We start from the raw sequence: 23,216 nt of genomic DNA, 5'->3' as shown, positions 1-23,216 counted from the left end.
AGAGATTGTCGAAGGGAGCTATTGATGAAACAACCCGCCTTATTCTGGACTAGTATTGCTGCGGTCGCACTATCCGCCTGTTCCGAGCCGTCAGCGACGTCTGGCGCCGAGGACACCGAACTGATGGAAAGCAAGACCACACCGGTCGTTGCTCCGATCAGCGAAGCGGAAATCATAGATGCGGGCTTGGCAGTGGGTGAAAAATTGCCGTTGGAAGCCAGCTTTGTCGACAGAAATGGTAGCAGCAGCTTTGCGAAACTGCTCGCGGACGGCCCTGCCCTGATTGTCTTCACACGTTCGGTAGAATGGTGCCCCTATTGTCAGACACAATTGAAGTCGATCAACGCCATCGTCGGCGACCTGAAGGAGCGGGGTTATAATCTCTATGGCCTCAGCTATGATAGCCCGGACAAGCAGGACCGGTTTTCGAAAAACCAGATGCTGCAATATGAAATGCTGTCAGACGAGCCGTCCGCTATTATAGATGCTTTGCGATTGCGCGATCCGCAATATACCGAGGGCCGCGCTGCAGGCGTTCCTTATGCTTCTGTCTTCGTAATCGACAAGACCGGCACCATTATCGCAAAATCCGTATCTGGCGATTACAGGAAGCGGCCGAGCAACGAGCAAATACTCGCGCTGGTCGACGCGATCTAGTGGCTGACGGCGGCCTGGTTTGCTGAAGCCGCGCTCTCGTTATCATTGGCAGCCAACTGATTATTATTTTCCGGCAGGATGACCAGCTTCCACTTTGTTTTATCATCCAGATATTTGACCGCCAGCGCCTGCACTTCTTCCGGGGTAATAACCGTATAGTCGCTGAGCAGGCTTTGCAGCGCAACGAATTTCTGCGGGTTAAAGCTTGCCCCTTCCATCTGGCTCATCCAGAAACTGTTACCGCTGCTGGCCCGGGCAATCAGCTGCCGCAACGGCTCGACCACGCGTTGCAATTCATCCGCACTGACCGGCTGTTCTCGCAAGTCCTTGGCGATCATTTCCACAACGTTATAGAACCGGTCAATATTGTCCGGAGTCAATTGGCTCTGCGCGCCGATATAGCCTCCCGATTCAAACTCGACAGGCCAGCTATTGATAACCTGGGGACTGTAACTCGCCCCCTGTTGAGAGCGAAGAATTTCGAACAGGCGATCGTTGAAAATCGAGACCAGCACCTCCAGCTTGCGGCTCTCCCGGATATTCTCGAGACCGCCTCCGGTCGGCCATGCCACCATCGCAGCCGCCCGTTCTTCATCCCCCTTGTGGAGCAGGACTTCCGGACTGGTCTGCGGCGTAGGGAAACGCGGCGACAGCGCATCGGGCTGAACGACAAGTGGTTTGCGCGGTTTCAGGGCGCCAAAGGTTCGCAGGATCGATTCCACCGCTTGATCACGATCAAAATCTCCGAACAGCATCAACTCGACCGGCCCACTGGCAAGGATCGGCTCCCAGAATTTCCGGAAGTTTTTCGCCGTCAATTGGTCGAAATCCTTTTTGTCCGGTGTCTTCCAGCGAGGATCCTTGCCACGCACAAGCCATTCCAGATCCCGTTCCATAACCGCCTGCGGCGAGGCGGCAAAACTGTCATAGCTGATCAGGGCGGCAGCCTTGCTGCGAATGACCGGAGCCGAATCCCAACGCGGAAATGCCAGCTTCGCCGCGATCAGGTGCAACTGGTCCTCAAGGTCCGACGGTCTGGTGTCAGCGGCGATTTCGAACGCATCATTATCGATATTGAAGCTGAGTCCGATCCGGCGGCCAGTGGTAATCTTGTCGAGCTCCTCCTGCCCGAGGTCACCTGCCCCGCTTGCCATCAAAGCAAGGGCGCCGGACCATGCGAGGGACTTCTGGTGGGGTGAAAGGCCGCTATAACCATTGCCAAAACGGGCGTTGACCATGATCTTGTTGCGCTCCGCCTTATTCGGGAACAACAGCACCCTCACACCATTGGCGAGTTCCAGCTGTTCGATGTCAAAACGTTCGATTTGACGGGTCGACAGAATCGCGCCCTTCTTGCCGATCTTCCTGAGCGATTCAAAACCAATATCGGATTGAGCGACACGGACATCGCTCGCCGCATCGACGGGGGTCCGCAGTGCTTCAGCCAGCTTGGCCTCGCCGTCATTGATAACAGCGGGCGAGGTGAGCAGTGCGCGCGTGGAAACCCCTGCAAACAATTTCTGCGTAGAGGCGAGCAGACGTTCCGGCGTATACAGATCGCGCATCGCACGGAATACGTCGAGTGCGACCTGCGGCGTTGCGACGGTCTCGCGAATATCAACGGCGTTGACGATATCATCGGCCTGCTTGCGCGCAGCCTCGGTCTGGTAGCTTTCTACACCGATCGCGAGTGCGGCATCAAATTCCGCAATCTCCCGTGCAATATCGGCTTCGGACGGGGCCACGGTGGTGGCGTCGGCGATCACCGCCCGCACATCATTCAGTGCGGCCTTCCAGTCATCTCCCAGTGGAATGATGTTGATAAACGTTCCGTCTATCGATCGGCTGACATCGTCCTGACCCACGCTTGCCTGAAGATAACTACCACCTTCCCTCGCCCGTGCCTCGAGACGGCGATTGATCATCTGCAACGCCAGCAAATCTATCAATATCTGCTGATTATAGACGATCGTATCCTCGACCTGCTCCCAGGGGCGGACAATAGCCATCGATATGAAGCGTGGCACAGTCGGTTCGACAACGATCCTGCTGATATCGTCGGTATCCTGCGGTTGGCCAAAGTCCGGAATGACGCCAGCGTCACCACTGCCTCGCCATTCTGAAAAATATTTGCCGAGCAGCTCCTCGAACAACGCCGGGTCGCCGTCACCAGCGATCACGATCACCGCCTGCTCCGGGCGATACCAGCGTTGATGGAATTGTTGCAGCATTTGCGGCGTCGCCGCGCTCAGTGTTTCAGTGGTACCGATCGGTGCACGAATTGCCAATCGTTGGCCAGCGAAAAATAACTCCCGCGTGGCATTTTGCACTATGGTCTGGGGGCCCGCTCGCTCGCGCAATTCGGCCAAAACAACGGGCCGCTCGGCATTGACCGCCGCAATACTCAGCCCGGGTGAACGCACCATGCCCGACAATATCTTCAGGCTTTCGTCGAGACTTGCCCGGCTGGCGTTTGGCAAATCCAGCTTGTAAACAGTTTGCGTCGGCGTGGTTTCGGCGTTGCTGTCGCTGCCGAACGTTGCGCCCAGCCGCTGCCAAACACGTTTTGCTTCGCCATCGGGAACGTGGGTCGAACCGCGAAAGGTTAAATGCTCCATGAAATGGGCAAATCCCTGTTCTTTATCAGTCTCCATCAGCGAGCCGACATTCAGTCGCAGCCGGATCGACACCTGGCCCGGCGGGACGCCATTGTGTTTGACGGCATAACGTAGTCCATTGTCCAATTGACCGAAGGTCCAGCTCTTATCGACGGGTACATCGCTATTCTTGTAGAGCCATGGCAGTGCCTCATCACCCTCGGTTTCTTGTGCAGCAGCGATGCTGGGCATAGCCACCAGGCAGATTGCCAGCAGAAAGAAAGACAAAAACGGAGCGCGCCGGGAGGATTTTGGGTTCATGCACCGGATATAAGCAGGCTCATTCTTACTGGCCAGTGAATATTCCCTACTTTCATCAGCCATGCTGCGCTCGACCGGTGTTTAACCCTTGATCGATCTGTCCATAATCGCCAGATAGCAGACATGCTAATTGAAACAGAAAAAACACCAAACCCTTCGACCCTCAAATTTCTGCTCGGGCAGACGGTCATGTCCGATGGGACTCGCGATTTTGCATCCCCGGAAGATGCCGAAATTTCGCCGCTTGCCGAAGCCTTGTTCACGCTCGGCGACGTCACAGGTGTGTTCTTCGGTTCGGACTTTATCTCGGTAACCTGTGTCCCTGATGTCGATTGGAATGAACAGAAGCCTCAGGTGCTCAGCATTTTGCTTGACCATTTCTCGGCCGGATTGCCTCTTTTCAAACCGGGTAGCGCGGGCGATATCGTCGTGCCGCCCGAAGAGGAAGTGCACGACGATCCCGAGGATGCGGATATTGTCGCGCAAATCAAGGAATTGATCGAAACCCGCGTTCGTCCTGCGGTTGCCAATGACGGTGGTGACATCATCTATCGCGGTTTCAACAAGGGCACCGTGTTTTTAAAGATGCAGGGCGCCTGTGCCGGATGTCCATCGTCTACGGCAACATTGAAACATGGCATCGAATCTCTGCTAAAACATTATGTTCCCGAGGTTACTGACGTCCGGGCCGCATAAACTCTTCCAAGACAAGGACAGAATAATGAAATCTCCACTGGACCAAGCGGCGCTGGATCAGCTGTTCGTCGAAGCACGGACGTATAATGGCTATCATGACAAGCCGGTATCGGTGGAACAGCTCCACGCGATATGGAATTTGATGAAAATGGGCCCGACCAGCGCCAACATGCTCCCCGCGCGGCTCATCTGGTGCCACAGCCAACAGTCGCGAGATCGGCTGGCTAACCTGTCGGCGGAAGGCAATCAGGACAAAATCCGCAAGGCACCCGTTGCCGTCATCATCGGCATGGACGAAGATTTTCATGAATATTTGCCGGAGCTGTTCCCCCACGCTGATGCGAAAAGCTGGTTTGCAGGAGACCCCGAAGCACGGAAAGTCCATGCCATGCGCAACAGTTCGCTGCAGGGCGCCTATTTGATTCTTGCCGCCCGCGCGCTTGGCCTGGACACGGGACCAATGTCCGGTTTCGACAATGCGGCCGTCGACAAGGAGTTTTTCGGCGACCAACCGACGGTCAAGTCCAATTTCATCTCGACCTTGGGCTATGGTGATCCGGCAACAATTTTTGACCGCAGCCCCCGCCCCGAATTTGAAAAATTCAACAGCCTGATTTGACGCGTTGATGGCCCGGCGCCTGCTCGCAATCGACACCGCCACAACAGCTTGTTCTGTCGCGCTGTTCGAAGATGGTGCGCTAATCGCCTCGGAATATGCCGAAATCGGGCGTGGTCATGCGGAGAGACTGATTCCGGCAATCGCCGGACTTCCCGGGCATGGCAAAGCCAGTGAAATTTTGGTCAACTGCGGCCCCGGCAGCTTTACCGGCGTCCGGATTGGCATTTCGGCGGCGAAAGCTCTAGCGCTGGCTTGGAAGGCAAATATCCATGGCTATTCCTGCCTTGCCCTGATCGCCGCACAGGCTCGTGCTCAACTGGGCACCGCCCTACCGGTTTGCGTGGCGATGGTTGCCGGGCATGGCGAATATTTTCTCCAGAATTTTGGCGCAAGCGGAGACGCTTTGGATCCGCTTTCGTCCCTGCCCCCCGACAAAGCCGCCAATCAGATCGCAGCGAATGTGATAGCTGGTTCCGGTGCCGCAGAACTGTCCAAGATAGCCGGAATCAAAGACCATTTTCTAATATTGCCAAATGCCGCCGACATCTCTTTAATGGCCAGCGATATGATGCAATTGCCTCCCAAGCCCATCTATGGTCGCAAGCCGGATGCCGAGCCTGCGAAAGATTCCTGAGCGATGGCCAGTCATCACGACTCATGGAATGATCGAACGGACCATGATGCCGCTCCATTCACTATCCAGCGGGGCGATACAGATAATTTGAATGAGGTCATGCAGGTGATGGAAAGCGCCTTTCCCAAAACCTATGGTGAAGGCTGGAACCATCACCAGTGTCGATCGATGCTTTCCATGCCCAGTGCCAAGCTATTGATTGCACGACGGGAAGAAAAGATTTGCGGCTTTATTATCAGTCGTCAAGCGGCCGATGAAGAAGAACTCCTCATGATTGCCGTCTCCCCGGAATATCAGAGCCTGGGCGTGGGATATTTACTGTTAGAAAATATGCTGCAGGCAGCGCGGAACCTCCAGGTTACGGCGGTATTTCTGGAAATGAGAGCCGATAATCCGGCTGAACGACTCTATAAAAAGTTCGGATTCCAGCGGATTGGGTTGAGAAAGGCCTATTATACCGGCTTGAACATGGAGCAGTTTGATGCGGTAACGTATAAAGCTGTGTTAACCATATAAACTGCAAATTTCGGTGGTTTGACTGTTGCAGCGTATGATTGTTCGTGTAAATCATAACGCGCAAAAAAAGCATCATAATAATAATCGTCGCACAAAGGTAAAAAAAAATGACAGAGGAAGAAATTGCTCTCAATGAGACTTTAATTACGCTCACCTCAGATATTGTTGCTGCACACGTAAGCAATAACAGTGTCGCGATCTCTGATTTGCCGCTTATCATTAGCAGTATACATGGGGCACTCGCAGGCCTCTCGGGCAAAGCGGCCGAAAAGGCGCGCCCTGAGCCTACTGTTCCGGTCAAATCATCAATAAAACCAGACTATATTATCTGTCTGGAAGATGGTAAAAAACTGAAAATGCTCAAGCGCCACCTGATGACCCATTACGGGATGACTCCGGAGGATTATCGCGCGAAATGGGAGCTGCCGAACGATTACCCCATGGTTGCCCCTAATTATGCCGAAAAACGGCGGCAACTTGCCAAGGCAATTGGCCTCGGCAAGAAAAAGGGCAAAAAATAAATCATCTGCTTCCCGGCGAAATTAAGTTCAGAAAGTTGCGGCGTCATCGCCGCAATTTTCTATTTGCAATATTCGGCTCCCCGCATAGAGTCCTCCCAAGTATAATGGAAAGGGTCCATGCCTCAAAAAATTGATCTTGAAGCCTTATGTGCGGAAAAAGGACTGCGCATCACCGACCAGCGCCGGGTGATAGCGCGCGTTATTTCCGATGCCGAGGACCATCCTGACGTCGAAACGCTGCACGAACGCGCTGCGGCTGTAGATCCCCGTATTTCAATAGCGACAGTCTATCGTACCGTACGCCTGTTTGAAGAGGCCGGGATATTGGATCGTCATGATTTCGGCGATGGTCGCGCGCGCTATGAAGCGGTGCCCGAAGCGCATCACGATCATTTGATTGACGTCGAAACCGGCAGAGTGATCGAGTTTGTCGACCCCGAACTGGAAGCGCTACAGAAACAAATCGCAGAAAAGCTGGGATACCGGCTGGTTGACCATCGCATGGAGCTATATGGCGTATCTCTCGCCAGAAAAAGCTGAGGTGCCGACCCCCGACCCGGAAGCACGCCCCTGTGATACCCAGCCAATGGCATATCGCCTGTGGGATGGAGCATCACCAATGGGTTATTTGAGATTCGTACTGCGTATGGCACTGCTGTTTACAGCCTTGTTTGCCTGTATTCCCTTTTACTATCTTTGGCGTATCTTGCGCTTGTCCAACCCCTGGCCGCGAACATTTCTCAAAATCGCGGCTTTCGCTTGCGGCGCGCGAGTCAAGACGGTTGGTACGCCGATCCGGCGCGATGTCTTCTTCATTTCCAACCATCTTTCATGGGTGGATATCGCCATTCTCGGCGGGCATAGCGGCACGGCCTTTGTTTCCAAGGAAGAAATCGGCAATTGGCCTATAATCGGCTGGCTGTGCAAGCTGAACGACACGGTATTTGTTTCAAGGTCTGACCGGATGGGCGTAGCCGACCAGATAAACCAGTTGCGGAATGCGCTGGAGGAAACCTGGGCAATCACGATTTTTCCCGAAGGCACGACGACCGACGGCTCGACCATGCTCCCGTTCAAGGCGCCTCTGCTGAAAGTTCTGGAACCACCCCCACCCGGAATATTGGTGCAACCAATATTCCTGAACTATGGACAACATGCCCACGAAATCAGCTGGACCGGCGAAGAAAGCGCGCCATCTAACGCGTGGAGACTGTTAACCCGACGGAGCAGTTTTCTGGTCGAGGTGCATTTTCTCGAGCCCTTTGATCCCGATCATTATTCCTGCCGGAAAGACATTGCGGCAGAAGCCCGGCGACGGATTGCCGCGCCGCTTTCGGCTTCCCTGGGGGGCAAACCCATTGTATAGACGCGCTCTATGACCAAAGCCCATCCCAAAAAATTTCACATTAAATCCTTCGGCTGCCAGATGAACGTCTATGATGGCGAACGGATGTCCGAATTGCTCGTCGATCAGGGCATGAGCCCTGCTGCTCCAGACGAAGACGCGGACATGGTGGTGCTGAACACTTGTCACATCCGGGAAAAGGCGGTTGATAAAGTCTATTCGGATATCGGGCGTTTGCGCAGAAAAGACGGCACCAGCCCGATGATTGCTGTTGCCGGCTGTGTGGCCCAGGCCGAGGGCAAGGAAATCTCCCGCCGCGCACCCAGCGTCGACATCGTTGTCGGACCGCAGGCCTATCACCGACTACCGGAATTGATGGAAACCGCAAAGGCGGGTAAAAAGGCGCTCGACACCGATATGCCTGCCGCGTCAAAATTTGACATATTGCCATCGCGCGGAAAACAGGCACGACCAAACGCTTTCCTGACGGTCCAGGAAGGTTGCGACAAATTTTGCACCTATTGTGTGGTCCCTTATACCCGGGGCGCTGAAATCTCCCGGCCCTGGGCCGATTTGGTCGATGAAGCCAGGGCACTGGTGGACGGAGGCGCTTGTGAAATCACCCTGCTTGGCCAGAATGTCAATGCATGGAGCGGTGAAGATGACAAGGGCCGGATGCAGGGTCTGGATGGCTTGATCCGGGCCCTAGACAAAATCCCGGACGTAAAACGCATTCGCTATATGACCAGTCATCCCAATGATATGACCGAAGGGCTGATTGCCGCGCATGGCGAGGTCGACAAGCTCATGCCTTTTCTCCATTTGCCTGTACAATCCGGCAGCGACCGCATTCTCAAGGCAATGAACCGTTCTCATAGCGCGCAAAGCTATCTCGACATACTCGAAAAAATGCGCGCGGTCCGGCCGGATGTTGCACTTTCAGGGGACTTCATCGTCGGCTTTCCGGGCGAAAGCGATCAAGATTTTGAAGAAACGCTGCAGATTGTCCGCGAGGCCAATTACTCGCAGGCCTTTTCGTTCAAATACTCCCCTCGTCCGGGAACACCCGCAGCGGTGATGGAAGAACAGATAGCGCCGGAAGTAATGAATGAACGGCTGCAAAGGTTGCAGGCATTGCTGAACGAGCAGCAATATGCCTTCAATCGGCAAACCGTCGGACGTACGACCGACATTCTGCTGGAACGGAAGGGCAAGCTGGAAGGACAATTGATCGGCAAGACGCCATGGCTGCAATCCGTCCATATTATCTCGCCGGACCTGAATATCGGCGATCTCGTTGAAGTTGAAATCACGCAAGCCGGGCCCAATAGTCTGACCGGCCAGATAAAAGAAAGAATGGCCGCCTGATGGTCCAAAAAACAAAGGCCGGAGTGGCCGGAAACATCGTCAAACTGGATCTGGAATTTGATGATCCGCAGGTTTTGGGCGATCTGTTCGGGGAATATGACCGCAATATCGTGGCGATTGAAAACCGGCTTGGCGTTTATATCGCCGCGCGCGGTACAAAATTGAAAATCGAAGGCGAGGAAGAGGCCGTATCCCAGGCGGGGGCCGTGTTGACGGGCATCTACAACCGTTTGGAACAAGGGCAGGAAATTGATGCTGGTGCGGTCGAAGCGATCATTGCAATGGCAGCTGACCCGCGCGTTGCAAAGACGGCCAAGAAAACGTCAGACAGCGGCCCGACAAAGAAAAATGACGTAGCCGAACCGCCAAAGGTCATGATCCGCACGCGCAAGAAGACAATTTTTCCGCGTTCGGTCAGGCAAGGTGATTATATGGAAGCACTGGCCCGCGATGACATGATTTTCGCCCTTGGTCCGGCGGGAACCGGCAAAACCTATCTCGCCGTAGCCCAAGCGGTTTCTCAACTGGTCAGCGGTTCGGTCGATCGGCTCATCCTTTCCCGGCCCGCAGTTGAAGCAGGCGAGAAGATCGGCTTTCTTCCAGGTGATTTGAAGGAAAAAGTCGATCCCTTTCTGCGCCCCCTATATGACGCGCTCTACGACACGCTTCCGGCGGAGCAGGTCGAACGGCGGATCGAGAGCGGCGAAATTGAAATCGCGCCTATCGCCTTCATGCGCGGCCGAACGCTTTCCGACGCATTCGTGATTCTGGACGAAGCCCAAAATACAACCGCCGCTCAAATGAAAATGTTCCTGACCCGCTTTGGTATGAACAGCCGGATGGTAATTTGCGGCGACCCGAAGCAGGTCGACTTGCCACGAGAAGCCGTGTCCGGTCTTGCTGACGCCGTATCAAAGCTTCAGGATATCGATACCGTCAGCGTCGTCGAATTTGGTGCCAGCGATGTCGTCCGCCACCCGCTGGTCGGCAAAATTGTTGAAGCCTATGAAGGCAAAGATGCTGCGAACTGAGCTGTCCGCTTCTCCGGTCTGGGAGCAAGAGCGGGATTGGACAGACCTGGTTGCCCGGTCCGCCAGGGCTGCGATTGCTTCTTCATCCCATGCCGACTTGCTTGTCCGTAATTTCACAATGGAAATCAGCGTAAAAATGTCCGACAATGTGGAAGTACAGACGCTTAACAAAGCCTATCGGGGAAAGGACAAGCCTACAAATGTTCTGTCCTTTCCACAGGTTCAGCCAGATTTGCTTGAAACATTATCCAATACCGATGACGGCGAAGTCTTGCTCGGTGACATAATATTGGCGCACGAGACGTGCCGTGACGAGGCTATTGCGAAGAATATTTCATTTTCTCATCATGTCTCACATTTGGTTGTGCACGGGTCCCTCCATTTGCTAGGATATGATCACGAAAATGAGGTTGATGCAGAGATCATGGAAAATTGCGAGATCAATGCGTTGATGACATTGGGTATTGCCAATCCTTACGCAGACCAGGCGCAAAACAGGTAATCAAGAAACAATATGACTGACGTAGAAAAGGATAATGGAACGACCGTTCCCAGAGGGAACGGCCAATCCAAGGAAGACGAAGAACCCGGACGAATATGGCGGAGCCTGAAGGCTCTGCTATTTGGTAACACGGAAGACAATAGCCTGCGCGCGCAGATTGAAGAGGTTATCGACGAGCACGAAAGTGACGCCGAGGCAGATCCCAACAGCCAGCAGGACGTATCATCACTGGAATTGGAAATGCTGCGCAACATGCTGCATTTCAGCGAACATCGGGTTGATGATATCGCAGTGCCCCGCGCCGATATCATCGCTATCGAGGAAAGTTCCCCGTTCAGCGATTTCGTCGATATTTTTTCCGAGCATGGTCACAGCCGGATTCCGGTTTATCGCGACAATCTCGATAATATTATCGGCATGATCCATATCAAGGATATCTTCGCCATCGTCGCCAAAGGGGGCAAGTTTCCGGACGATATCACGCCCTTTCTGCGACAGCCCCGCTTCGTCCCAGAATCCATGGGTGTTCTGGACCTGCTTGCTGAAATGCGGGCAACACGGACCCATCTGGCGATTATTTTCGATGAGTATAACGGCACCGAAGGACTGGTTACCATTGAGGATATCGTCGAGGAGATCACCGGCGAAATCGAAGATGAACATGATGAGGAACCGGTGCCGATGCTGGTCAAGCTCGACGATGGTATCTGGGAAGCGGATGCCCGTGCCGAACTGGATGACGTCGGGGACACCATTGATCCCATACTCGAGGAAATTGACGAGGACGTCGATACAATTGGCGGCCTGTCCTTCGTCCTCGCCGGACATATTCCCACAGTCGGCGAGCGGCTCGAACATCCCAGCGGGTGGATATTGGAGATTACCGAAGCCGATGATCGCCGGGTCACCAAATTGCGACTCCATCCCCCAGGACCGGGCGAATAAAAGCCGTCAGTCGCCGGCCAGTTGCCTTGCTCTGGCCCGCCAGTTTTCGGCAAGAACCGGATTTTCCGACAGCGCCCTGAGTTCAGCCGTCCGGCCTTCGTGCTGGCCACCGATGATCAACCCGAACAATCGCTCCAGCGGCCAAGAGGGCAATGGTCGCTCCTGCTGAACCAGATTGTCGCCAGCCGTTACCCGCCCTTGTTCCAATACGCGGAAGTAGCTACCGGATTTCCCGGTCTTTACCACGGTTTTCAGGACGTTTGACTTGCCAAACCGGTGATTGAGCTTCCAGCATGGCTGGCGTCCATGACTGCATTGGATCAACGCCTCCCCCACCCGGAAAATATCGCCAAGACAAAGCTTCTCTTCCGTCAATCCCGAGCAACTGAAATTTTCACCAAATGCCCCCGGGCGGTCGAGAATCTCTACATCCGGATATTTATCCTGCCAGAAGGCATAATGTTCGATGGGGTATAGATGAACAGCTTTATCCCGACCGCCATGATGCAATGGATCACCAACCTGGTTACCTTCCAGCCCGCCAAAGCCCAGCATCACGGGCTGATCGACCACCGTCTTCTCGATGGCACTCATTTCCCCGTCGTCGCCAAAGACTTTTGGCATACCGACCAACAAATGCTCGAGTTGCGTCCGGATCATATCAATCTGCTAGCTGGCCAAGTTCATATTGGCAATTTCGCTGTGATTATGCTTGAAGGCGCGGATGGAAATCAAGGACCTTCGCATTGCCCTGTACAGCGGCAATTATAATTTTGTACGCGACGGCGCCAATCAGGCACTGAACCGTTTGGTAGACTATTTGCTGCGCCAGGGCGCGGCCGTCCGGGTATATTCGCCCACCACCGACACGCCGGCGTTTGAACCTACGGGCGACTTGATCAGTGTCCCGTCTGTTGCCTTTCCCGGACGTGGTGAATATCGCTTTCCGACCCGCATTTCGGGCGAAGTGCGGAAGGACCTTGAACGGTTTAATCCCAATATCATGCAGATATCGAGCCCTGATCGGGTCGGTCACAAGATGGTTTCCTGGGCACGCCGTCACGATATCCCGGTACTCGCCTCGGTGCACACCCGGTTCGAAACCTATCCCCGCTACTATAATCTCGCCTTTCTGGAACCCGCGATAGAAGCAATTTTGCGCCGCCTCTATCGCCGTTGCGACGCACTGGTAGCACCATCCGAATCCATGGCCCAGGTTTTGCGTGACCAGAGGATGAACTATGACGTCGGAATCTGGTCGCGCGGTGTGGATCGGGAAATTTTCAACTCCAATCGCCGCGATCCGGAATGGCGCCGTTCATTCGGTATCGGTGACGAGGAACCGGTAATCGGTTTTCTCGGGCGGCTGGTCATGGAAAAAGGGCTGGACGTCTTTTCCGACACGATCGACGAACTGAAACGTCGCAAGGTAGCACACAAGGTTCTGGTTATCGGGGAGGGACCTGCACAGCAGTGGTTCGAAGACAGGATTCCCGGCGCGATTTTTGCCGGATTCCAGCAAGGCAGCGATCTGGGGCGAGCGGTTGCCAGTATGGATTTGCTGTTCAACCCCTCGGTGACCGAAACCTTCGGCAATGTTACGCTTGAGGCTATGGCCTGCGGGCTGCCCGTGGTTGCCGCAAAAGCGACCGGCAGCCAAAGCCTCGTCCAGGACAAGGAATCCGGCAGGCTGATCACGCCGGGAGCCATTCGCGAATTTGCCGAAGCGCTGCAACTATATTGTCAGAACGACCAACTGCGCATCGCCCATGGCAGGGCCGGAGAAAAACGCGCGGAAGATTTCAGCTGGGACCAGATTAACCATGCCGTTGCGGAAACCTATTTGCGACTGGTACGCCAGCGTCAGGCCGGCCATGGACCGATCAAACAAGCCTCCGTCCGCTAGTCATGCAAGGGCTGTTTGACGAAAAAACTGATCCTCCGAGCGCCGAAGAAAACACGCCCAACTCGCCACTGGCAGATCGTCTCCGGCCGAAGAAGCTTGCCGACATTGTTGGTCAAGACCATCTGGTCGGGGCCGAAGGCACGATTGGAAGGATGGTATCTGCAGGAAAACTGTCCTCAATCATCCTCTGGGGACCTCCGGGCACCGGCAAGACCAGCCTCGCCCGTTTGCTCGCCGATCAGACAGAATTGCATTTCAAGGCAATCTCGGCTGTGTTTTCCGGTGTTGCCGATCTCAAGAAAGTCTTTGCCGAGGCCGAAATGCGGTTGCAGTCCGGCAAGGCAACGTTGCTGTTTGTAGACGAAATTCATCGCTTCAATCGATCGCAGCAGGACAGCTTTCTTCCGTATGTCGAAAAGGGAATTGTGATTCTGGTCGGCGCCACAACAGAAAACCCCTCGTTTGAACTGAACGCCGCCCTGCTGAGCCGTGCACAGGTGCTAATCCTCAACCGGCTGGACGCCGCCGCCCTGGGTTTGTTGTTGGATCGGGCCGAAGCCTTGGAGAATAAACCCCTGCCCCTTACGGCAGATGCCAGAGAGGCGCTGATCGCCAGCGCCGACGGTGATGGCCGATTTCTGCTCAATCAGGCGGAGACGCTCTTCGCTCTCGACATCCCGAATCCCCTCGATCCTCCCCAGCTTGCGAAAATCCTGCATCGCCGGATGGCGGTCTATGACAAGGATCGCGAAGGTCATTATAATCTGATTTCGGCGCTTCACAAAGCGATGCGCGGGTCCGATCCCCAGGCATCGCTCTACTATCTTGCAAGGATGCTGGTCGCTGGAGAAGAGCCGCTTTATCTGCTCCGAAGGATTGTGCGTTTTGCCAGCGAAGATATTGGTCTGGCTGATCCGCAGGCCCTGATGCAGGCGCTGGCCGCAAAACAGGCCTTTGAGTTTCTCGGAAGTCCGGAAGGCGAACTGGCAATTGTCCAGGCCTGTCTCTATTGCGCAACCGCCCCGAAATCCAATGCTGCCTATAAAGCGCAAAAAGCAGCCTGGAAATCAGCGAAAAGCACAGGATCGCTGATGCCACCGCAAAATATTCTCAACGCTCCAACCGCGCTGATGAAGGATATCGGCTATGGCAAGGGCTATAGTTACGATCATGAAAGCGACGACGGCTTTTCGGGTGACAATTACTGGCCGGACGACATGCAGCCCGAGCATTTTTACCAGCCTGTGGATCGCGGTTTTGAACACAAGATCCGGGAACGTCTGGACTATTGGGAGACCTTGCGTGCTGAAAAAACTGGTTAGCCTTTGTGCCATCGCTGGCTTATTTCCTGTCAGCGCCCTTGCCCAGAATGAAGAATCAACGCGCTACGATCGTGCGTTGGCCGCCGGTTACAAAGCGCAATTCATCTGTTCCGGTTTGTGGAACGGCGGCAAGACGCTGGCCGACATCAAGGCAGACGAATTGACCGGCATCTATGACCGGATCGCCGCAATCGTCCCGGCACTGGTCGAGGAAGTGGACGAGAGCGAGCGGCAGGTCAGCGTCCGTTTCGCAGATGATGCGCCGCCGCGCGTTGCCATCTGGAATGGCAAGAGCGGGTGCACGGCCATGCCAATTGGCTATGACGATCTCAAGCGCGGTGCACCGGCGGTCCAGCGCGAATTTTTCGATGACAGGCCGTGGCCGATGGGTGACCGCGAAGCCGAGGCAAAAAACACTGCCCGGATACCCGGCTTTGAGGGGATCGCCAACCGCGCCTTTCAGTCGGAAATTTATGGCGGCAAGACCAGCGCCGTGCTGATCATCAAAAATGGCCGCATTCAGGCCGAGCAGTATAAACCGGGCCACGGCATGCATACGGCGCAGCGCACCTGGTCGGTCGCGAAATCGCTTGCCGGAACGCTGATTGGCCATTCGGTGCAACAAGAGATGGTCGACATCAACGCCCCCGTGCTGATCCCGGAATGGCAGAAATCCGGCGATCCGCGAGCTGCGCTGACGATCGACCATCTGATGCGGATGAGCAGCGGACTGGTCAGCGATACGGCAGGAAATCGCACCGATCCACTCTATATGGGCGGCGCGAGTGTCACGGAACGGGCGACCAGTTGGCCCTTACTCTACGAGCCGGGAAGCCGCTTCCGTTACGCCAATAATGACACGCTGCTTGCCGTCCATGCGGCGCGGGCGCAGCATGTTGAGCGGAAAAACAGGCTAGGGAATTATATGCCGGAGGAACATGATTTTGATCCTTTTGCCTTTTTCCAGAAACTTGGCATGACCCGGACCTATGCCGAAACCGACTGGCAGGATAATTTCATCTTATCGAGCCAGGTCTGGACAACGGCTCGCGATCTGGGACGCCTGGGGATGCTCTATCTCGACAATGGTATGTGGAACGGCGAGCGACTGCTGCCGGACTATTGGCGTACACTGGTCAGCAGCCCGTCGGGACCACAGCCGGCTGGCCGCGACTTTGGCTATGGCGCCACCTTCTGGTTGATGAACCAGTCGGAAGCTATTCCGCCAGACGCGTTCGCGGCATTCGGCAATCGCGGGCAATATCTGGTGATCATCCCTTCGCTGGATCTGGTCATCGTCCGGCGCGGATATGACACGAGCGAGAACCGGTTTGATATCGGTGCGTTCAGCAAAGATATTGTAGCAGCGCTGGAATCATGAGTCATTCCTATCGCGCCGCCGTATGCACGGCACTGACCGGCCCCGCGTCCATCGCCATTCAGGAGCGCGAAATCAGGCCATTGGATTCAGGAGAAGTGCGCATCCGCGTCCATGCTGCCGGCTTGAATTTTCCGGACCTGCTGATGACCCAGGGCAAATATCAGTTCCGGCCTGATCCGCCTTTCGTCCCCGGACTGGAGGGAGCGGGAGAGGTCATGGAAGTCGCCGCCGATGTGCAAGGCATCCAACCTGGTGATCGCGTCATGGCAGGCGGCAAGGGCGGCGCGCTGGCAGAACAATGGATAGTGAAGGAAACGGCCGTCTCCCCTCTGCCCCCTTCCCTGTCCTTCGCGGAAGGTGCCTGCTGGCAGACGGCCGCATCCACTGCCTGGCACGCTCTCGTCGCGCGTGGCCATTTGCAGGCGGGCGAAACAATTCTGGTGCTCGGTGCCAGCGGTGGCGTGGGTATGGCCGCTGTCAAGATGGCCAAGCATATCGGCGCGACGGTCATCGGGACCGGGTCGAATGAAGAAAAAATGGTCGCTATTCACCAGGCCGGAGCGGATCATGTGCTCGACCCCTCGGATGAACAACTTGCCGCCAAAGTGAAGGAGCTTACCCAGGGAAAGGGTGCCGATGTGGTTTTTGACCCGGTCGGCGGTCAATTGGCGCTGACTGCTACAAGAGCCATTGCCTGGGACGGTCGCTATCTGATCGTCGGCTTTGCCAGCGGAACAATTCCGTCCTTTCCGGCCAACCATGTCATGATCAAGACCTATAGCCTGATCGGGGTCCGGGCCGGCGAAGCCCCACGGCGCGATCCGGAGCTGGCCCGGCGGCAGGGCAAAGCTTTGCGCGAGCTGGCCGCCCGGGGTGCGATGCGGCCAAACATCTCCCACCGTTTTTCTCTCGCCGATGCAGCAAAGGCCATTGCGGTACTTGATAAACGCGAGGCTATTGGCCGCGTAATCGTAGAAATGAGCGTAAGCAACTGATCTTTGCAAGTTTTTACGGACTTCCTTTCGGAAGTTTATATTGATTCCTGTCTTTGGGCGAACGAATATGCTATCGTTCATCGTCTAACAAAATAGGGGATGCAATATGGATGGAATGCGAATTGGCAATTATGCTCTGGATACGGAGCTGATGATCGTTTGGGGGGAAAAGCTGGGCTTGGCACTACTGATCCTCGTCGGCACATGGATTTTGGCGAAAGCCGCCAAATGGACCTTCGCCAAGCTGGTCGACAATGTAACATTTCTGCAGCGCGATACTTCAGCAGGCACATCCGTAGGTGAGTCCCTCGGCAAGATTGTTTCCTTGCTGATCTGGCTATTCGGCTTACTCATCATCCTGCGCGTTCTGGGTCTTGGCGGTGTCGATGCCCCCATTCAGACCTTGCTCAACAGTATCATGGGTTTTGTTCCCAACCTCTTGGGTGCTGCCATCATATTCTTCATTGGCGTGGTGGTTGCCCGGATTGTCCGGGATCTGGTCGTGACCGCGCTGCAAACGGTGGATTTCGACAAATGGGCCAATCGCGGCGGTATTGACACGGTCACCGGAAATTCGGCAATCAGCAAGACCATCGGTACGATCATCTATGTCCTGATCATCATCCCGATTGCAATATTAGCGCTCGAAGCCTTGCAGCTTGAATCCGTATCCCAGCCAGCCAGCAATATGCTGCGGATGATCCTAGCGGCAATTCCGAACATTATCGGTGCGGCCATCATTCTCGGCATCGGCTATCTGATCAGCAAGTTCGTGGTCCAGATTGTGAAGGAAGTTCTTCCTGGCCTCGGCGTTGACCAGTCGGTTGCAGCCATGGACATTTTGCCCGCTTCAACATCGCTTACGTCGATTGTTGCGCGCATTTTGCAAATTGCAATCATGTTGGCATCCGCAATCGCGGCGACAAACCTGCTCGGATTTCCCGAGCTAACGGCCATTCTTGATCAGATTCTGGAACTCGGTGGCCGCGTCATATTCGGAAGCGTGGTCATCCTGGCTGGTTTCCTGATCGCCAATCTGCTCGCGCGGATCATCGGCGGTGCCGATGAAGGCAGCATGGCTTCATCCATCGTCCGCTATGCCACGATCGTCCTGTTCACCTTCATGGGCCTGCAGTTCATGGGTGTTGGCGAAGAGATCGTGCAGACGGCTTTCACCGCATTGGTGATCGGCGGCGCAGCGGCTGCGGCACTGGCCTTTGGCTGGGGCGGGCGCCACGTGGCTGGCAAGGTACTGGAAGACCTCCACGCCAACCCGCCAAAGCCGAAAGCTCCTGCAGCGCGGAAACCGGCGGTCAAAAAACCGGCAGCGCGCAAGCCAGCTGCCAAGAAATAGGCACCGGCTGACAACTTGGGGAACGAGGGCGGGTCCGATGGACCTGCCCTTTTCTTTTGCCGGCATGATCCGCTAGAGAGCAACGGTGCGAAGCTTCTCCCATTTTGCCTGCGTCGACTGGTCCGGTGCAAAAACCGAGCGACCGGACGGCATTGCGGTTTCGGTCATCGGCCCGGAAGGCCCCCCTGCCCTGTTAACACCCGAACCGCGCTGGTCGCGGAGCGATATTGCCGACTGGCTTCTCGAGCTTTCCGACACGCGACAGGATATCCTGATCGGCTTTGATCTGTCGATGTCACTGCCGTTTCTGGATGAAGGCTCCTATTTCCCCGAATGGGACGAGAGCCCCCCGGATGCCAAGTCCTTATGGAATCTGGTCGACTCGCTGAGCAGCGATGATCCTCATTTGAGCATACCGAGTTTTCTGGCGCACGAGCAGGCGCAGCGCCATTTCCGTCATGGCAAGGGCTTTACTGGCGACCTGTTCAGCGGCGGCGTAGGTCGATTGCGCGCGGTCGAATACCACCAGCGCATGACCGGACAGGCCAATAGCGCCAGCTGCTTCAATCTGGTGGGAGCCGCGCAGGTCGGAAAATCGAGCCTGACCGGCATGCGAATGCTGCATAAGCTAGATGGCGCGATACCGGTATGGCCCTTTGATCCCGTTCCCGATTCCGGCCCCGCCATCGTCGAAATCTACACGACCGTTGCCGCTTTGGCCGCCGGCCAGCCCAAGGGACGCAGCAAGGTCCGCGATCGCGCCGGTCTCAGGCAGGCCCTGACACGGTTGAACACGCCCGCTCCGGCAAGACTGGCCCGCTATGACGACCACAGCACCGATGCACTGATCACCGCGGCCTGGATGAAGCAGGCAGCGGCCAATCCTGTGCTCTGGACCCCTCCGGCAATGAACGATGAGATCGCGCAAAAAGAGGGCTGGACCTTTGGCGTGGTTTGACGCTAATAGCGCGCAGCAAATCCAGTGCATGCCGAATTAGCTCAGCTGGTAGAGCAACCGCCTTGTAAGCGGTAGGTCATCCGTTCCAGTCGGATCTTCGGCACCAGCCTTCTAGCGACCGCTGGGAGGAAAGGCTGTCCGCCGAAGCTTTAGCGAAGGAGGACTTTATGCATTTCGCGTATATTTTGCGAAGCGAAGCTTGTCCTGATCAATATTACGTCGGTTTGGCAGAAGATATCGAATCTCGCATACAAGACCATATCCGTTCATGGCTTCCCTGATCGAGATAAGGCAGCCAATTATGAAAAATATCTGAAATCCGGATCAGGCCACCCCTTTGCCAAAAGGCATCTCCGCTAACAAAAAAGCCCCGCCGGATTCCCGGCAGGGCTTCTTTCATAACATGGTCGCTTCAGGTCAGAACTTGAAACCGGCACCGATACCGTAGCGGCGTGGTTCCAGCGTGAAGACGTTGGTGTAGAGACCCGATGACTGGTCCGTCACATAGAGACCGGTTTCGGCGTTACTGTCGAATATATTCTGGATGAAACCACGAACATACCAGCGGTCATCCGTCCCGTTCAACTGGATCTGGGCGTTTGCCTGCGCATAGCCTTTGATCCGGTTGACATTGCCGTTGAAGATACTGCCGAAACTTTCGCCCGTATAAGCAAGATCAACACGGGGAACCAGGCTCATGCCGTTGTCGAAGTTATGCGTATATTGCACGCCGGCTGAGAACTTCAGCTGAGGCGCTTGCGGCAGGTCATTGCCCTTGATATTTTTGGGCACACCGGCAGCGAAATATTCGATCCCGCCAAATGCAGCCGGGTCAATGCCTGCCCCGGCAAATGCACCCGCTGCCGCCGCTTCCAATACGCTACAAAGGCCGAATGCACCGGTTGAGGCAATGCCGCCATTAGCCGGGAAGGCCGTGGTTGGCTGGAGATTCGCGCCCGCAGCTACGCCAGGCACCAGGCCTGCATTGATGACGTTGTTTATCGTATTGACGAACTGATTGACACCCGCAGCACTCCCGGAAGTGGAAGCAACCGCACAGTTAGACGCATTCGTGATGTCCTTGATGATTACCGCATCGGAACGACCGCCACCAAAGTCGCGCGGATCGCTGTTAAACGTATCGCCCTTGACCTCGGTATGCAGATAGCTGAAGCCCATGTTGATCATCCAGTCCGGATCAGGGCGAATGATGGCCTCGACTTCCGCACCATAAATATCGGCGTCAACATTCTCATTGACCGCAGTCCGGGCAACAATCTTGCTGAGCTGCAAATCTTTATATTTGTAATAAAATGCAGTCAGATTGAGTTGCAGAGCACCATCGCCAAATGAGTTTTTCGATCCGATTTCAAAGGCATCGACCTGCTCTGGCCGGAACGATTCCGGCACCGCAAAGATTGGCTGCAGAGGCGGATTAATACCGCCCGACTTATACCCACGTGAATAGGACATATAGAGCAGATTGTCGTCGGTGATTTTATAATCAAGTACCGCGCGACCGGTGATTTCATTGAATTTTACTTCACGATTCTGAAAAATCTGGTTGCCTGGCGTACCCGGGTCACCATCAAAAGATCCGACAAAGGGTGACTCAAATGCATCAGTGGTCTGACCGTAAGGAACAAGAAAGCTTGCCAGGGTCGAACGGGCCCGAACATTTTTCTTGTCGTTGTTGTAACGCAGGCCGCCGGTCAATTTCAGCCTATCGCTGATGTCGAAATAGACTTCCCCGAACAGGCCGTAGGACTTGACCGTCAGATCATCAGTATTGTTGCGATAATAAGGCGTGCCGAGGAAGGCAGGCGGCAAGCCACCACCCAGCGCCGTAAAGCTGCCAAGCAGACCTGCGACATAATCAATCGCAAATGCGTTCACATAATAGCTATTCTCGGTCAGATGATAGTCGGCATAAATACCGCCAACCAGAAAGTTGAACGGTCCATCGAGATCACTCGAAATAATGGCTTCGGCCGACCAGCTGCTATTATACTGGTTTGAACGATCATATTGAAGCGGTGTTGTCGCACAATTGCTGTTGCCACCAAATGACCCGAGACCGATAGTATCGGTATCCGAGGTACATAATACTCCATCTGGACCATTGGGAATAATCGCAGCAGCAATCGGTGCAAAATATGCGGCAGGAAGCCCCGGAACAAGACCTGCGGCGGCGGCGGCCAGCGTATTCAACGCAGGAGCATAAATATCCCGTCGGCCAATATTATTATTATAGTCCTGCCGTGAATCCAGCTTCACCTTTTGATAGGTACCCGAAAGTTGCGCGCTGATCGGACCGAAATCATGTTCGATCTTGCCCTGAAAGGTCAGCTCGCTGGTGAAATATTCCGGTGTGAAAGCGGTGTTGACCGTCCGCGAATCTGCCGGAATATCGATACCGTCATATTGGTCGGGTCCATAGAGGCTGCCGAGTGCAAATGCGGTTGGTATTCCTCGAATGGCCAGAAATTCCCGCGATGATAAAGCGGCTGTGAAAGTCGAGTTGGCGTTGAAGGACTCTGCGTTGCGCGAACTGTTCAAGCAACCCAAGATCCCTGTCGGGTCGCGTTGACAATATTGCTTCTGGATCCGCATCCGATTGTCATCTTCACGGAAATAGGAAGCATAGAGATCAATCGAAGTGTCCGGACTAGGCTCGAAACGCAATGAACCGCGCAACGAATATAATTCTCGGTCATCTAGGTCAGGCCCACCATTGAGATTGGTAGTATAACCATCCCGCTTCACATAAACGCCTGCACCGCGAAATGCTAATGTGTCGCCCAGCGGTATGTTGACCATACCCTTGACCTTCAGAGCATTATAATTGCCATATTCGAGATCGCCGGATGCCTGGAACTCACCCAATCTCGGCTTGGCCGTTACAACGTTGACCACCCCTGCCGTTGCATTTCGTCCAAACAAGGTACCTTGTGGACCGCGCAGGACTTCAACGCGTTCAAGGTCGAAAAACTCGGTTTCAAAAAGTCGGGTGGAAAATAACGGAGAATCATTCAAGTGAATGGCAGTTGCCTGATCACAGGATGTACCCACGCATAAATCGCCGATCCCGCGAATGGTGAAGCTGGAGCTGGTAAAATTGGTTTTGGTAAAAGTGATGTTTGGAAGCGTAAGCTGGAGATCGGAGCTGTTTTCGATCTGTTGGGCTTCCAGCGCTTCTCCTGAAAATGCAGAAACCGCGATTGGAACATCCTGGGCACTTTGTGCCTGACGTTGCGCTGTCACGATAATGATATTGTCATTCAAGCCGTCATCTTGATCCTGCGCAAAGGCGGGTGCGGACATTGTCGATATAGCTGTAGCGGCTAACAGTAGCGATTTACGCATTTCTCTCTCCCAAATCCCAGTTATTACCGGAGAGTGAAGCTTTTGCTCATCTCCCCAATGACTCAATATTCAACTAATCGCGCGATTAAGTCCAGCCGGAAATGATAAAATTGCACCTGCATGTTCTATTTTTGCATCACGGCGCAGGTGTTTGATGCAATTTTGATACAAAAAAACCCCGC

21 protein-coding genes and 1 tRNA gene are annotated in these 23,216 nt (G+C 54.8%); 19 read left to right on the top strand and 3 right to left on the bottom strand.

What is annotated here, in order from left to right:
* Positions 1-24 precede the first annotated feature (24 nt).
* A complete protein-coding gene (locus tag ACN0WX_RS10435) occupies positions 25-657 on the top strand; it encodes a peroxiredoxin family protein (RefSeq protein ID WP_417622250.1) in 633 nt (210 codons plus the stop codon).
* On the opposite strand, the gene ACN0WX_RS10430 is transcribed toward ACN0WX_RS10435, so the two are convergent.
* Positions 654-3,638: a M16 family metallopeptidase gene (locus tag ACN0WX_RS10430; RefSeq protein ID WP_417622249.1), complete on the bottom strand. Its 2,985-nt coding sequence runs from the start codon at positions 3,636-3,638 to the stop codon at positions 654-656. The genes ACN0WX_RS10435 and ACN0WX_RS10430 overlap by 4 nt on opposite strands.
* 60 nt (positions 3,639-3,698) lie before the next feature.
* Between ACN0WX_RS10430 and ACN0WX_RS10425 the strand changes: the two genes are divergently transcribed.
* The 11 genes from ACN0WX_RS10425 to ACN0WX_RS10375 all read left to right on the top strand — a co-directional run bounded on the left by ACN0WX_RS10425 (position 3,699) and on the right by ACN0WX_RS10375 (position 11,752).
* On the top strand, positions 3,699-4,271 hold the full coding sequence (locus ACN0WX_RS10425) for a NifU family protein (protein ID WP_417622248.1): 573 nt from the start codon (positions 3,699-3,701) through the stop codon (positions 4,269-4,271).
* Between the two features lie 25 nt (positions 4,272-4,296).
* A complete protein-coding gene (locus tag ACN0WX_RS10420) occupies positions 4,297-4,890 on the top strand; it encodes a malonic semialdehyde reductase (RefSeq protein WP_417622247.1) in 594 nt (197 codons plus the stop codon).
* 7 nt (positions 4,891-4,897) lie between these two features.
* Positions 4,898-5,524, top strand: coding sequence for a tRNA (adenosine(37)-N6)-threonylcarbamoyltransferase complex dimerization subunit type 1 TsaB (gene tsaB, locus ACN0WX_RS10415; protein ID WP_417622246.1), 627 nt, complete (start codon positions 4,898-4,900; stop codon positions 5,522-5,524).
* A 3-nt stretch (positions 5,525-5,527) separates the two neighbouring features.
* The gene (rimI, locus tag ACN0WX_RS10410) at positions 5,528-6,040 is read left to right on the top strand and encodes a ribosomal protein S18-alanine N-acetyltransferase (RefSeq protein WP_417622245.1); all 513 of its coding nucleotides are present in this window, start codon (positions 5,528-5,530) and stop codon (positions 6,038-6,040) included.
* A 107-nt stretch (positions 6,041-6,147) separates the two neighbouring features.
* On the top strand, positions 6,148-6,561 hold the full coding sequence (locus ACN0WX_RS10405; protein ID WP_417622244.1) for a MucR family transcriptional regulator: 414 nt from the start codon (positions 6,148-6,150) through the stop codon (positions 6,559-6,561).
* 117 nt (positions 6,562-6,678) lie between these two features.
* Entirely contained in the window at positions 6,679-7,101 is a 423-nt protein-coding gene (locus ACN0WX_RS10400) for a Fur family transcriptional regulator (RefSeq protein WP_417622243.1), read from the top strand.
* A gap of 79 nt (positions 7,102-7,180) precedes the next feature.
* A complete protein-coding gene (locus tag ACN0WX_RS10395) occupies positions 7,181-7,927 on the top strand; it encodes a lysophospholipid acyltransferase family protein (RefSeq protein ID WP_417622242.1) in 747 nt (248 codons plus the stop codon).
* Between the two features lie 9 nt (positions 7,928-7,936).
* Positions 7,937-9,274: a tRNA (N6-isopentenyl adenosine(37)-C2)-methylthiotransferase MiaB gene (miaB, locus tag ACN0WX_RS10390; RefSeq protein WP_417622241.1), complete on the top strand. Its 1,338-nt coding sequence runs from the start codon at positions 7,937-7,939 to the stop codon at positions 9,272-9,274.
* Positions 9,274-10,305 (top strand): PhoH family protein, encoded by a 1,032-nt coding sequence (locus ACN0WX_RS10385; protein ID WP_417622240.1) that lies wholly within the window; start codon positions 9,274-9,276, stop codon positions 10,303-10,305. Before miaB ends, ACN0WX_RS10385 begins: the two co-directional genes overlap by 1 nt.
* Positions 10,292-10,807, top strand: a complete 516-nt coding sequence (gene ybeY, locus ACN0WX_RS10380) for an rRNA maturation RNase YbeY (RefSeq protein WP_417622239.1) — start codon at positions 10,292-10,294, stop codon at positions 10,805-10,807. Before ACN0WX_RS10385 ends, ybeY begins: the two co-directional genes overlap by 14 nt.
* Positions 10,808-10,819: 12 nt before the next feature.
* Positions 10,820-11,752 (top strand): hemolysin family protein, encoded by a 933-nt coding sequence (locus ACN0WX_RS10375; RefSeq protein WP_417622238.1) that lies wholly within the window; start codon positions 10,820-10,822, stop codon positions 11,750-11,752.
* Positions 11,753-11,758: 6 nt separating this feature from the next.
* On the opposite strand, the gene ACN0WX_RS10370 is transcribed toward ACN0WX_RS10375, so the two are convergent.
* Positions 11,759-12,412, bottom strand: a complete 654-nt coding sequence (locus ACN0WX_RS10370) for an MOSC domain-containing protein (RefSeq protein WP_417622237.1) — start codon at positions 12,410-12,412, stop codon at positions 11,759-11,761.
* Between the two features lie 64 nt (positions 12,413-12,476).
* On the opposite strand from ACN0WX_RS10370, the gene ACN0WX_RS10365 reads away from it, so the two are divergent.
* The 7 genes from ACN0WX_RS10365 to ACN0WX_RS10335 all read left to right on the top strand — a co-directional run bounded on the left by ACN0WX_RS10365 (position 12,477) and on the right by ACN0WX_RS10335 (position 19,774).
* Positions 12,477-13,658 (top strand): glycosyltransferase family 4 protein, encoded by a 1,182-nt coding sequence (locus tag ACN0WX_RS10365; protein WP_417622236.1) that lies wholly within the window; start codon positions 12,477-12,479, stop codon positions 13,656-13,658.
* Between the two features lie 2 nt (positions 13,659-13,660).
* Complete coding sequence (locus ACN0WX_RS10360; RefSeq protein ID WP_417622235.1) at positions 13,661-14,980, top strand: replication-associated recombination protein A; 1,320 nt, start codon at positions 13,661-13,663, stop codon at positions 14,978-14,980.
* Complete coding sequence (locus ACN0WX_RS10355; RefSeq protein WP_417622234.1) at positions 14,961-16,361, top strand: serine hydrolase domain-containing protein; 1,401 nt, start codon at positions 14,961-14,963, stop codon at positions 16,359-16,361. Before ACN0WX_RS10360 ends, ACN0WX_RS10355 begins: the two co-directional genes overlap by 20 nt.
* Positions 16,358-17,356, top strand: a complete 999-nt coding sequence (locus tag ACN0WX_RS10350) for an NADPH:quinone oxidoreductase family protein (protein WP_417622233.1) — start codon at positions 16,358-16,360, stop codon at positions 17,354-17,356. The genes ACN0WX_RS10355 and ACN0WX_RS10350 overlap by 4 nt, the downstream gene beginning before the upstream one ends.
* Before the next feature lie 106 nt (positions 17,357-17,462).
* Positions 17,463-18,710 (top strand): mechanosensitive ion channel, encoded by a 1,248-nt coding sequence (locus tag ACN0WX_RS10345; protein ID WP_417622232.1) that lies wholly within the window; start codon positions 17,463-17,465, stop codon positions 18,708-18,710.
* Between the two features lie 85 nt (positions 18,711-18,795).
* Entirely contained in the window at positions 18,796-19,668 is an 873-nt protein-coding gene (locus ACN0WX_RS10340; protein WP_417622231.1) for a hypothetical protein, read from the top strand.
* Between the two features lie 30 nt (positions 19,669-19,698).
* A tRNA-Thr gene (locus tag ACN0WX_RS10335) sits at positions 19,699-19,774 on the top strand.
* 311 nt (positions 19,775-20,085) lie between these two features.
* Here the strand turns inward: ACN0WX_RS10335 and ACN0WX_RS10330 are convergent.
* On the bottom strand, positions 20,086-23,034 hold the full coding sequence (locus tag ACN0WX_RS10330; RefSeq protein ID WP_417622230.1) for a TonB-dependent receptor: 2,949 nt from the start codon (positions 23,032-23,034) through the stop codon (positions 20,086-20,088).
* Positions 23,035-23,216 lie beyond the last annotated feature (182 nt).

Origin of the sequence: Parasphingorhabdus sp., from assembly GCF_048269915.1 — a bacterium.
In the GTDB taxonomy this organism is placed as follows: domain Bacteria; phylum Pseudomonadota; class Alphaproteobacteria; order Sphingomonadales; family Sphingomonadaceae; genus Parasphingorhabdus.
This window is presented reverse-complemented; position numbering and strand designations above follow the sequence as displayed.